This is a genomic window from Aureimonas psammosilenae (assembly GCF_009176975.1).
Classification (GTDB): domain Bacteria; phylum Pseudomonadota; class Alphaproteobacteria; order Rhizobiales; family Rhizobiaceae; genus Plantimonas; species Plantimonas psammosilenae.
Window position 1 is genome coordinate 262,348 of sequence record NZ_WEZG01000005.1, and the last position, 12,566, is coordinate 274,913.

Here is a 12,566-nt window from a genome sequence, read left to right on the forward strand (position 1 = left end):
AGGAAATGCGGCGCGCGAGAAGCGGCAGGCGTCGCCCGTTCATCGCGCCGTGCCGCCGGTCTGCCGCGCTTCCAGCCAGCCGGGTGCGAGGCGCACATGCTTGATCGCCCGCCGCTTGAAGGTGAAGGCGAGATGAAGCGTGCCGTCCGGTGTTTCGAGAAGCACGGGATAGGACAGTTCCTGGTTCCGCCCGTCCTCGGAATTGTTGGAAAGGCAGGTGCCGGACGAATCCTCGATCATGTGGCGAACGGGGAAAGTGCGGCCGCCATCGTCGGAGATGCAGAGAGCCAGGGGTGCGCGCGGCACGCCCCAGACGGGCGAACAGCCGCCCTTGGCATCCTCGCGGGCATCGTCCTCGCCGAGTTCGTCGTAAAGCGACTGGCGGCGGTCGAGCGAGGTCGCGGCGGAGGACGGGTTGCAAAGAAGCGCGATCCGCCCGTCGCGAAGGGCGATCGCGCCGATGGAGGAGTTGTTGTTCGGAACGTCGGTGGCGTCCGGCGCGTCCCATGTGCGTCCGCCGTCGCGGCTTTCGGAACGATAAACGAAATCCGCCTGCCGACGTCGGAAGAACGCCGCCAGCCGCCCCGATCCGAGCGGAACCACGCTCATGTGGACGCAGCCGATCGAGTCCGGCACTTCCGTCAGGCGCCATGTCGCGCCGGCATCTTCGCTGACGGCGAGGGCGGCGGTGTCGTGGCTGCCCGTCCAGCGCTGCCCTTCCGGCGCGATGCAGCGGAACACCGGCAACATCCACGCCCCATCGTCGCGAAGCACGATCGGCGCACGCACGAAGGTGCCGCGCGGGAGGTCTAGTTCGCGCGGATTGCCGCTGCTGATCCCGTCGCCCGAAACCCCGAGCCCCCGCCAGCGCAAGAGACAGCTTTCCTGGTTGCCGGATACCTGCGCGGTGTGGACGAGATGCAGCCCGCCGTCTGCTGAGCGGAACAGAACGGGGTTCTGCTCCGAACGCGCCGGGTCGTCGCTCACCTGCGCAGGCTCGCTCCAGCCGTCAGCGCCGGGCGCGAGGCGGGACACATGGATCGAGATGTCGGACTTGCCTTCCAGCGTCCCTCCGAACCAGGCGCAAAGCAGGCCTCCATCGGGAAGAAGATGGAGAAAGGCGGCGTGGTTCTGCACCATCGGGGAAGGCAGGAGAGCATCCTGCCGATCTTCGCCGTTGGGGGTGAGACGCCCCGTCATCTGCCGCGCGATCTCCTCGACAGCCATCCTGCATTCTCCCGCCGGTTTTATGCCTTCGAGCGTCGATCGACGCCGATGATGTAAAGTTGTATAGGACCATGCCGGAGCGTTGCGTCAAGGGAGGACGCCGATTTCACCTTGTAATGGCGTTTATTTGCTCAGATTTGCTGTTTCGCCATCGAAAACAACCGAAATGTCATGTTGACAACTTGCTGAGACCGTCGCATGGTCCGGCGGCATATGAGGACCTTGTGGAGGACGACGACGGAGCGGGAAGCGCTTCCGACGTCGCGACGGGTTCGAAGTCGGCATGGCCGGCGGTTTGGGAGGATCGCATGAAGGGTCTCAATCTGACGCTCGCGGCGCTGCTGGCGGCATCCTGCGCGATGCCGGCATGGGCGCAGAGCAAGAGCGACGTGACGATCGTGCTCGGCGAAGAGCTCGATCTCGTCGAGCCCTGCATGGCGACACGCTCCAATATCGGCCGCGTCATTCTGGAAAACATCTCCGAAACGCTGACCGAACTCGACGCCAAGAACGGCGGCAAGGTCGCGCCGCGCCTGGCGACGAGCTGGGAGGACCAGGGCAACGGCACCTGGCGCTTCAAGCTGCGCGAGAACGTCAAGTTTTCCGACGGCACGAGCTTCGACGCTGAAGACGTGAAGCATTCGCTGGAACGCGCGACGAGCCCGAAGATCTCCTGCGAGCTGTCGCGCTATTTCGGCGACACCAAGCTGACGGCCACCGCCGTCGACCCCACGACGCTCGACGTGAAGGCCGAGCCGCCCCAGCCGATCCTGCCGCTTCTGATGTCGGTTCTGACGGTGGTTCCGTCTGAGACGCCGATCGAGTTCACCCGCCAGCCGATCGGGACCGGACCCTATGTCCTGTCGAACTGGACGCCAGGGCAGAGCATCGTTCTCGATCGCCGCGACGACTACTGGGGCGACAAGCCGGCCGTCACCAAGGCGACCTATGTGTTCCGCACGGATTCGGCGGTGCGCGCCGCGATGGTGCAGGCGGGCGAGGCCGATCTCGCGCCTTCGATCTCGCAGCTCGACGCGACCAATCCGGCGACCGACTTCGCTTATCCCAACTCCGAAACCATGTATTTGAGGGTCGACACCTCGATCCCGCCGATGAACGACAAGCGCGTGCGTCAGGCTCTCAACATGGCCATCGACCGCACGGCCTTCATCGGCTCGCTCCTGCCCGAGGGCACCGAGCCCGCCGTCGCCATCGTGCCGCCGACGACCCTCGGCTGGAACAAGGACGTGAAGGTTCCCGCTTACGACGTGGAAGGCGCCAAGAAGCTTCTGGAAGCGGCGAAAGCCGACGGCGTGCCGGTGGAAACGCCGATCGAGCTGATCGGGCGCAACAACAACTACCCGAACGCGACGGAAGTGAACGAGGCGATCCAGGCGCAGCTCCAGGATGCCGGCTTCACCGTGGACCTGCGGATGCTCGACGTCGCCGAGCAGGAGAAGCTTTATTCCAAGCCCTATCTCGAAGGGCGCCCGCCCCAGCTTCTGTCGGTGTTGCACGACAACGCCAAGGGCGATCCCGTCTTCTCGGCCTTCTTCAAATACCATTCGCAGGGACGCCAGTCCGGCATCTCGGACCCGAAGGCCGACGACCTGATCACGCGCGCCTCGGCCGCGACGGGCGAAGAGCGCGCCAAGCTCTGGTCCGAGCTTTTCGCCTATGTGCATGACGACGTCGTGGCCGACGTCCTCCTGTTCCACATGGTGGGTTTTGCCCGCGTCGCCGAGCGGCTCGACTTCAAGCCCACCATCGCCACGAACTCGCAGCTCCAACTGTCCGAAATCGGCCTGAAATAAGCATCTCGAAGCGGCATCGGCGGCGTGTGCGTCGCCGATGCCTTCCACGATATCTGAAGGGAGGCGACCCGATGCTGCGCTTCGTCCGCAAAAGGCTGCTCGCCAGCCTCGTTTCGCTGTTCGGCCTCGTCGTGCTCGTCTTCTTTCTGACGCGGCTGACGGGCGATCCGACCGACCTGTTCCTGCCGATCGACGCGACTGAGGCGATGCGCGACCAGTTCCGCGAGATCAATGGCCTGAACGATCCGTTGATCGTGCAGTTCGGCCGCTACGTCTGGGATCTTCTTCATCTCGATTTCGGCGATTCCATCCGCCGCGCGCGGCCGGCCATCGACGTCGTCCTCGAAGCCTTCGCCTGGACCTTCCAACTCGCCGTCATCACCATGGCCCTGGTCGCGTTCTTCGCGGTGGTCATGGGCTCGCTCTGCGCCTTCTTCGTCGGCCGCGTCTTCGACCGCGCCGTCACCTTCGTTTCCTTGATCGGCGCTTCGGCCCCCGATTTCTGGATCGCCATCGTCGCGATCGTGCTTTTCTCCATCAATCTCGGGTGGTTGCCGACATCGGGAACGGGCTCCTGGCAATTCTGGGTGCTGCCGGTCGCCGTTCTCTTCATCCGGCCCTTCGGTCTCATCGTGCAGGTGGTGCGCGGCTCGATGATCTCGGCTCTGTCCTCTCCTTACGTGAAGACGGCGCGGGCCAAGGGCGTGAGGAACCTGCCGATCGTCTTCGTCCACACGCTGCGCAATGCCATGCTGCCCGTCATCACCGTGATGGGCGATCAGGCGGCGGCGCTTCTCAACGGCGCGGTGGTGGTGGAGACGATCTTCGGCTTTCCCGGCGTCGGCAAGCTGATGATCGACGCGATCCTCCAGCGCGACTTCAACGTGATCCTCGCGGCGATCATGGTGACGGCGCTGGCGATCTTTCTCATGAACCTCCTTATCGACCTCGCCTATCTGGCGCTCGATCCCCGGATCAGGACCTGAGAACGGATGTCGGCTTCCACAAGACCCACGACCATGTCCGACAGCACCCCGATCGCCGAAGAAAAGCCCGCCGCGCTTCGTTTCCTCGCCATGCTCTGGCGCGACAAGGTGGCGCTTCTGGCCGCCGTTTTCCTGATCCTCGTCGTTCTCTGCGCGCTGTTCGGGCCGCATTTCCTGGAAGCCGCAGCGACGAAGCAGAATCTGCGCGGCCGCAACATGCCGCCCTTCACGCTTTCCCAGGGCTGGCTCTTCGTTCTCGGTGCCGACCAGCTCGGCCGCTCGCTTCTCGCCCGCATCATCGTGGCGAGCCAGAACACGATGATGGTCGCGGCCGGCGCGGTTCTGTGCTCGGCGATCATCGGCACGGTGCTCGGCCTGTTCGCGGGCTATGGTTCGAAGCGCACGGGCGAAGCGATTTCGCGCCTCGGCGATATCATCATGTCCTTCCCGTCGCTGCTTCTGGCGGTGATCGTTCTTTACGTGCTGGCGCCCTCCGTCGGGAACCTCGTGATCGTTCTCGCCATCACCCGCATCCCCGTTTACTTGAGGACCGCGCGCGCCGAGATCCTGGAAGTGCGCGAGCGCATGTTCGTGCAGGCGGCGAAGGTCATGGGCGCTTCGCACCGGCGCATCATGTTCCGCCACATCCTGCCCGTGGTCGCTCCGACGCTTCTCACCATCGCCACGCTCGACTTCGCCTTCGTGATGCTGGCGGAAAGCTCCTTGTCCTTTCTCGGCATTGGCATCCAGCCGCCCGAGATCACCTGGGGCCTGATGGTGGCGCAGGGGCGGCCCTATCTCAACAACGCCTGGTGGCTGGCCTTCTGGCCGGGTTTGGCGATCATCCTCACCACCATGTCCCTGAACCTCCTGTCCGGCTGGATGCGTATCGCGCTCGACCCGATGCAGCGCTGGCGGCTCGAAGGAAAGACCAAGAGCAATGGCTGAGCCGCTTCTCGAAGTCGTGGACCTCGCCGTCACCTTCCACACCGCCAACGGCCCGGTGGAAGCGGTGAAGGGCATCAGCTACCGGCTCGGCCGGGGCGAAACGCTGGCCGTGCTCGGCGAAAGCGGGTCCGGCAAGTCGGTTTCGGCTTCCGCCATCATGAACCTTCTCGATATGCCCCCGGCCGAGATCGTGCGCGGCCGCATTCTCTACGAGGGCCGCGATCTCCTCAGCTTGAGCGCGGAGGAGCGCCGGCGGATCAACGGGCGCAAGATCGCGATGATCTTTCAGGACCCGCTGAGCCACCTCAACCCCGTTTATCCCGTCGGCTGGCAGATCGCGGAAACCATGACGACGCATGGAACGCCGGGGCCGCAAGCGCGGGCACGGGCGCTCGAACTCGTGCGCCGCGTCGGCCTGCCCGAGCCGGAAAAGGCGCTCGCCAAATATCCGCACGAATTTTCCGGCGGCCAGCGCCAGCGGCTGATGATCGCGATGGCGCTGGCGCTGAAGCCCGACATCCTGATCGCCGACGAGCCGACCACCGCGCTCGACGTCACCGTGCAGGCCGAAATCCTCCAGCTTCTGGAGGAGTTGCAGGCCGAAACCGGAATGGGCCTCCTTCTGATCACCCACGATCTCGGCGTCGTGGCCGAAGTCGCCGACCGCGTCGTCGTGATGAATCGCGGCGAGATCGTCGAGGAAGGGGAGGCGGGCGAGGTCTACCGGAACCCCAAACATCCTTACACGCGAAAGCTCATCGACGCCGCGCCCGGCAAGGGCGAGATGCGCCGGCCGGAAGGGCTAGGCGAGCCGCTTCTCGAAGTGCGCGATGTGTCCAAGCTTTACGGCGGCTTCGCCGGGCTCCACGAAGCATCCTTCGATCTCCAGCCCGGCGAAACGCTGGCGATCGTCGGCGAAAGCGGCTCGGGCAAGTCGACGCTCGCCAAGGTGCTGATGCGCCTCGAAGAGCCGAGCGGCGGCACGGCCCGCTACAAGGGGCGCGACCTTCTCGCCATGAACGCGCGCGAGATCGCCGGCATCCGCCGCGAGATCCAGATGGTGTTCCAGGACCCGACGCAGTCCTTGAACCCGCGCATGAACGTCTTCGACATCATCTCGGAAGCCTGGGTCATCCACCCGCAGATCCTGCCGAAAGCCCGTTGGCGCGAGCGCGTTGCGGAGCTTCTGACCGAGGTTGGCCTCAGCCCCGAGCATATGCGCCGGTATCCCCATCAGTTCTCGGGCGGGCAGCGCCAGCGCATCGCCATCGCGCGGGCGCTCGCCCTCGAACCGAACCTCATCGTCTGCGACGAGGCGGTGTCGGCGCTGGACGTGTCGGTGCAAGCGCAGGTGATCGCCCTTCTGGAGCGCCTGCAGCGCGAGCACGGTATCGCCTTCATCTTCATCGCCCACGACCTTGCGCTCGTGCGCGATTTTGCCGACCACGTCCTCGTCATGCGGCGCGGGCGGATCGTGGAAAAGGGCACGGTGCGCGAGGTGTTCGAGAGCCCGCGCGAGGACTACACGAAGGCGCTGCTGGCTGCCGGGCTCGACGCCGATCCCGAACAACAGGCCGAGCGCCGCCGCATCCGTCAACAACAGGCCCTCGCGGCGGCCGAGTAGGACCGGCGATCTCGCATCGGTCGGCCTTGCGCGGTATCGTCGCCGGCCAATCTCCGCTATGCAGCCGGCGGCAACCGCCTGTCGGCTCGGTGAAGCATACGTGGAATCATTGTCTCGGGAAGATCTGGAAGCGGAAGTCGAGCGCCTGCAGCGCGATGCCGCCGTTGCGGAGCGTGCGTTGCGCCGCGACGCCATTTTCGAAAGCGCGGTTGATTTCGCGATCGTCGTCACCGACCCGTTCGGCACCATCACCGACTGGAACCGGGGTGCCGAGCGCACCATGGGCTGGGCGGCCGCCGAGATGATCGGCCGGACCGCCGACCACTTCTTCACCCCCGACGATCGCGCCATCCGCCGCGTCGAGACCGAGATGACGCTCGCCTTGCGGGATGGCAGCGCGGCGGACGAGCGCTGGCATCTTCGAAAGGACGGCTCGCGGTTCTGGGCATCGGGCGAGATGATGCCGCTCCGGGGCGAGGACGGCGTGCATCTCGGCTTCGTGAAGATCCTGCGCGACCGCACCAACCAGCGCGCGGCGGGCGAGCGCCTGCGGATCAGCGAAGAACGGTTCCGCACGCTTCTGGAAGGCGTGGAAACGGCCTTCGCCATCGTGGAAGTGCGGTTCGATGCCGACGATCGCCCGGTGGACTATCGCTTTCTGGAAGCCAATCCCGCTTTCGAGCGCGAATCCGGCGTGAATCTGCGCGGCAAGTGGGTGACGGAATTCGCACCGAACCTCGAGCCTTTCTGGTTCGAGACCTACGGGCGCGTCGCCTCCACCGGCGAGCCGGCGAATTTCGAGAACTATGCCAGTACCTTCGACCGCTGGTTCGATGTGCGCGCCATCCGTGTCGGCGACCCGAGCGAGCGTCAGATCGCGATCTTCTTCAACGACGTCACCGAGCGCCGGCGTTTGGAAGACCAGCGCCGGGACCTGACGCACGAGATGGCGCATCGGATGAAGAACGTCCTCGCCATGGTGCAGTCGATCGCCACGCAGACGTTCCGCTCGGCCGGCAGCATCGAGGAAGCGCGCGACGCCGTGTCCGGTCGCATCGCCGCGCTGGCAAGGGCGCAGGATATCCTCACCTCCACGCAATGGGAGGCGGCCCCCATTCTCGACGTGGTGCAGTCGGCGCTGGCCCCGCACCGCGATACGGGAAGCGAACGTTTCGTGATCCGGGGACCCAAGGTCGAACTGACGTCGCAACAAGGGCTCGGCCTGTCGCTGGCGCTTCACGAACTCGCCACCAACGCCGCCAAGTACGGCGCCTTGACGGTCGCGAGCGGCCAAGTGTCGATCGCCTGGACGTGCACCGACGAAGGGGCGTTCGACTTCGAATGGCGCGAGGAAGGCGGTCCGCCGGTTCCCGAGCGCTCGCGAACCGGGTTCGGCTCGCGTCTCGTGGAGCGTCTCGTCGCCGCATATTTCAACGGGTCGACGAAGCTTATGTTCGAACCAACCGGCGTCCGCTTTGTTCTTTCAGGAACAGTCGTCGCGGCGAAGGCATCCGATCCGGTGCCGGCCGCCGGCGAGAACCGCTGACGCCGGACGCGAAATGCAAATCGAACGAACACCATGACCGCATCGAACCGTCCGTCCCCTTTCGCCGTGCTTGTCGTGGACGACGAGCCGCTTCTGCGAATGGACGCCATGGATCTGGCCGAGGAAGCGGGGCTGCGAGCCTACGAGGCCAGCAACGCCGATGAAGCGATCGCCCTTCTGGAAAAGCACGACGACATCCGCATCCTTTTCACCGATATCCAGATGAAGGGCTCGATGGACGGGCTGAAACTCGCGCATGCGGTGCGCAATCGCTGGCCGCCCGTTCGGATCATGGTGACCTCGGGCGTCATCGAAGTGACAGAGGACCTGATGCCGGAGAACGGGCTGTTCTTCGCCAAACCCTATCCGCCGCGGTTCCTGATCGAGACCATGAGAAACGCAGCGGCGGAGATCGTCTTCTAGAGGCTGTTATGGACCGTGGACGAGCATCGTGCTGGCTGGACTGGTTCGCCGGGTAGGAGCCGGATGCAGCCGGTAGCGGGGCTACCGGCAAACGCCGGCGACGGTCCATGCGGACGGGCGAGACAAGTGGCTCGCCCTGTGGGCCGGCGAGCCAGACCAGCCAGCCCGAAGGGTGGGATGAGCGAAGTCATCCGGGGCGTCGGCGAGACTTGCCAAGCCGATAGGCTTGGCTGCGCTCGCCTCCTGCCGGACTGAACTTCGCTGATCCCACACGATGCTTGTCCACGGTCCATAACAGCCTCTAGGGTGCGGCAGGCGGACATCGGCTCGCCCGCCGATCCTCCGCCGTTCTCGAAGGTTATGCGCTTCGAAGTCCCGGGCCGTGCTCGGTCGGGGTCGATGAACGCGCGGATTATTCTTCGCCGAACGGAGGTCTGACCCAAAGGAACTCTTGTTTCCGGTGCGAAACAGCCTTTACACTTCGCTTCGAATGCGGGGTGCCTGAACATGGATGCATCGTCGCGCCGCCGTTTGGCCGCGATCCTTTCGATGGATGTCGAGGGCTTCTCGACCCTTGTGGAAGCGGACGAGAACGCGACCCTGGCGGCAGTCGCGCGGATGCAGCGCGACCGCGTGGCGCTCACCATCGGCGATTTCGGCGGGCACGTCTTCAAGAATACCGGCGACGGCTGCCTTGCGGAATTTGCCAGCGCCGTCAACGCCGTGGCCTGGGCCTCCGCCTTCCAGCGGGCGATGAACGGCGAAGAGCCGCAAGGCGGCGTTCGCCTGCGGGTGCGTATCGGCATCGTGGTCGGCGACGTGGTGGTGACCGACGACGACCGCTTCGGCGAGGGCGTCAATCTCGCCGCGCGCGTCCAGACCATCGCGCCGCCGGGCGGCATGGCGATCACGCGCGGCGTTTTCGAGTATCTCGCCGGCAAGACGGATATCTATTTCACCGATATCGGCGAACAGGCGCTTAAAGGTCTCACCGAGCGTCACCGGGTCTGGACCTGGGACCCCAAGCTCGTCGGCGTCCGGCGGCGGCGGCGCGTGGCCGCGCCCGATCCCGCGACGCAACCGTCGCTCGTCGTTTTGCCCTTCGACAATCTCGACGGCGGGCCCGAGCGAAACGGCTTCGTCGACGGCATGGTGGAGGAGATCACCGCCAGCCTGTCGCAGGTGCGCGAATTTCTGGTGATCGCCCGCCATTCGGCCTTTTCCTACAAGGGCGCCTCGGTGGATGTCCGCACGATCGCGGCCGAACTCGGCGTGCGCTACCTTCTGGAAGGCAGCGTGCGCTTTTCGGGGCATCGGATGCGCGTTTCGTTCCGTCTCGTGGACGGCGAGTCGGGCGCGCAAATCTGGAACGACAGGCTGGACGCGCAAACGGACGACGTGTTCGACGCGCAGGACCGGATCGCCGAGATGGTGTCGGGAGCTCTTCATCCCACCATCCGGCAGGCCGAAATCGAGCGCTCGCGGCGCAAGGCCCCGCAGAACCTCGCCGCCTACGACCTCGTCATGCGCGCCCTGCCGTATCTTTGGGCGCATCGCCGGGACGACAACCGCCAGGCGATCGCGCTGATCGAGGAAGCACTGACCCTGGAGCCCGGCAACGGGCGCGCGGCTGCGGTGGGCTCCTGGGCGCACGCGCAGCAGATCGCCTATAACTGGTCGCCCGATCTCCTGTCCGAGCGCGTGGCCGGTCGTGCCCTTTTCGAGCGCGCCGGCGGGTCGATCGACGACGATCCCCTGGCGCTGACGGCGGCCGCGACCGCCGCCATGCTGATCGACGGCGATATCGACCGCGCCGACGCCCTGATCGACCGCGCCATCGCCATCGACATCAACCACGCCTGGGCCTGGACGCGGCGCGGCTTCTCGCGAGTTTATCGGGGCCGGCCGGAAGATGCCTTCGCCTGCTTCGAGCGCGCCAGCCGCTTGTCGCCGCGCGACCCTTTCAGCTTCAATTCGCTGATCGGCATGGGGCTGGCGCATTTCGCTTCGGGCCGGGCGCGCGAGGCCCTGTCCTGGACGCGCAAGGCGCTCGCGGAAAAGCCCGGCATGACGTGGCCTTACCGCGACGTCGCGGCCTTTGCGGCAGTGGCGGGCGAATGGGACACGGCGCGCGACGCGATGAACCGCTTCCTCGCCGGGCGCCCGGAAATGACGGCGGTGCTCGTCGCCGACGCCATGTCCTTCATGAACCCCGAGCTTCGCGCTTCTTATGTGGACGCGCTGGTGGCGGCCGGCCTCCCGGACGACCGCGCCTCGGAGCGTCGCAGCGCCAGCGCTTAGAGGCGGCTCACCGGCCGGGCTCCGGCTCGGCGATATCGACGTTCTCCACGATATGATAGCCGAGGGGGTCGATCACGAAGCCCTTCACTTCGGCGCGCGTCGCCACCATCGAGTTCGCATGGGCGATCGGCGCCCAGGGCACCGCGTCGTGGAAGATCCGCTGGGCCTTCGCGTAAAGCTCCTTGCGGCGCCCGATCTCGGAGATTTCCTTGGCCTCGGTCACCAGATTGTTGAAGCCCTTGTCGCACCAGCGGGCGATGTTGTTGCCGCCGAGCCGCGCGGCGGTGCAGCCGAGAAGCGTGTGGAGGAAGTTGTCCGGGTCGCCGATATCGGCGGTCCAGCCGTAGAGCGCGAGGTGAAAATCGCCGTTCTGCATGATGGCGCGATAGCTGTTCCATTCGGCGGTCTTCAGTTCCAGGCGGATGCCGAGCCTGGCGAGATCGGTCTGGATCATTTCCGCGACGCGGCGACCGTTCGGGTTGTAGGGCCGGTTGACGGGCGGATACCAAAGGTCGACTGCAAACCCCGTCTTGAGGCCCGCTTCTTCAAGAAGGCGTTGCGCTTGGCCTGGATCGAAGGCGAAACGGGGAATGGTTGGGTCGAAGGCCCAGAGCGTCGGCGGCACCGGATTGGTGGCGGCTGTTCCCGTCGCGCCGTAGACGCCGGAGATGATCGACGCCTTGTCGATCGCCATGTTGACCGCGCGGCGCACGCGCACGTCGTCGAAGGGCGGGCGGGTCGTGTTCATCGCGAGATAGCCGATATTCAGCCCCTCGGTGGTGTAGAGCCGGAGATTAGGATCGGCGCGCACCTCGTCGGCATTTTCCGGCGTTGGAAAGGCCGAGATATGACATTCGCCGGCCTTCAGCTTGGCCAACCGCGCCGCGGGCGGCGTGGTGATGGAGAAGACCAGCGTATCCACCGTCTGGCGGCCGCGCCAGTAATCGGGAAAGGCGCGGTAGCGCACCGCGACATCCTTACGGAAATCGGTGAAGGTGAAGGGGCCGGTGCCGATCGGCTGCGTGTCGAGAAGATCCTTCTTGCCGGCCTTCAGAAGCGTGTCAGCATATTCGGCCGAGAGGATCGCGTTGAACGCCATGGCGAGGTCGGCGAGAAACGGCGCTTCGGCCCGCGTCAGCCGGATATGCACGGTGTTCTCGTCCACCGCCTCGATGGTTTCGAGAAGGTCGGCCATGCCCATGTCTTGGAAATAATCGAAGCCGCCACCCGCCGCCGCATGAAACGGATGATCCGCCTTCCACTGCCGCATCAGGGAGAAAACGACATCCTCGGCGTTGAAGGGGCGCGAGGGCTGGAACACGGCGTTGGACTGGAAGCGGACGCCCCGGCGAAGCTTGAACACATAGTCCCGGCCATCGGGCGAGATCGTCCAGGATTCGGCGAGCGAGGGACGGATATTCGTCGTGCCGACCTCGTATTCCACGAGGTTGTTGAAGATCGGATGTGCGGCGTCCATGGCCGTGCCGGTGACGGCAAGCTGCGGGTTCAGCGTTTCCGGGTTGCCTTCCGAACAGAAGACGAGGGTCTTGGCCTCGGCGAACGGGACGAGACCGAGGCCGATCAGCCCGGCAAGCGCCACGCGGCCCGTCGCCCGGACAAAGCGGCTCGCCACACGCCGCCCGATATCGTGCCGATCCATCGCCTTGTCCCCCCGTCGCCCTGCCCATCCTCATTCT

Annotated in this window: 9 protein-coding genes; 7 read left to right on the top strand and 2 right to left on the bottom strand. The window is 65.5% G+C overall.

Annotation, left to right across the window (positions count from 1 at the left end; genetic code table 11):
- Positions 1 to 39: 39 nt before the first annotated feature.
- Entirely contained in the window at positions 40 to 1,227 is a 1,188-nt protein-coding gene (locus tag F9929_RS11865) for a sialidase family protein (RefSeq protein ID WP_152046776.1), read from the bottom strand.
- A 308-nt stretch (positions 1,228 to 1,535) separates the two neighbouring features.
- On the opposite strand from F9929_RS11865, the gene F9929_RS11870 reads away from it, so the two are divergent.
- The 7 genes from F9929_RS11870 to F9929_RS11900 all read left to right on the top strand — a co-directional run bounded on the left by F9929_RS11870 (position 1,536) and on the right by F9929_RS11900 (position 10,869).
- Positions 1,536 to 3,041 (top strand): ABC transporter substrate-binding protein, encoded by a 1,506-nt coding sequence (locus F9929_RS11870; protein WP_152046777.1) that lies wholly within the window; start codon positions 1,536 to 1,538, stop codon positions 3,039 to 3,041.
- Between the two features lie 71 nt (positions 3,042 to 3,112).
- Positions 3,113 to 4,027: an ABC transporter permease gene (locus F9929_RS11875; protein ID WP_152046778.1), complete on the top strand. Its 915-nt coding sequence runs from the start codon at positions 3,113 to 3,115 to the stop codon at positions 4,025 to 4,027.
- Positions 4,028 to 4,060: 33 nt separating this feature from the next.
- Positions 4,061 to 4,975, top strand: a complete 915-nt coding sequence (locus tag F9929_RS11880) for an ABC transporter permease (protein WP_152046779.1) — start codon at positions 4,061 to 4,063, stop codon at positions 4,973 to 4,975.
- Positions 4,968 to 6,599: an ABC transporter ATP-binding protein gene (locus F9929_RS11885; protein ID WP_152046780.1), complete on the top strand. Its 1,632-nt coding sequence runs from the start codon at positions 4,968 to 4,970 to the stop codon at positions 6,597 to 6,599. Before F9929_RS11880 ends, F9929_RS11885 begins: the two co-directional genes overlap by 8 nt.
- 100 nt (positions 6,600 to 6,699) lie before the next feature.
- A complete protein-coding gene (locus F9929_RS11890; protein ID WP_210251333.1) occupies positions 6,700 to 8,145 on the top strand; it encodes a sensor histidine kinase in 1,446 nt (481 codons plus the stop codon).
- Between the two features lie 33 nt (positions 8,146 to 8,178).
- Positions 8,179 to 8,568, top strand: coding sequence for a response regulator (locus tag F9929_RS11895; RefSeq protein WP_152046782.1), 390 nt, complete (start codon positions 8,179 to 8,181; stop codon positions 8,566 to 8,568).
- A gap of 507 nt (positions 8,569 to 9,075) precedes the next feature.
- The gene (locus tag F9929_RS11900) at positions 9,076 to 10,869 is read left to right on the top strand and encodes an adenylate/guanylate cyclase domain-containing protein (protein ID WP_152046783.1); all 1,794 of its coding nucleotides are present in this window, start codon (positions 9,076 to 9,078) and stop codon (positions 10,867 to 10,869) included.
- Between the two features lie 7 nt (positions 10,870 to 10,876).
- Here the strand turns inward: F9929_RS11900 and F9929_RS11905 are convergent, their stop codons facing one another.
- Positions 10,877 to 12,529 carry an ABC transporter substrate-binding protein gene (locus F9929_RS11905; protein WP_152046784.1) on the bottom strand — a complete coding sequence of 551 codons (1,653 nt, stop codon included), beginning with the start codon at positions 12,527 to 12,529 and terminating at the stop codon, positions 10,877 to 10,879.
- Between the last annotated feature and the right edge of the window lie 37 nt (positions 12,530 to 12,566).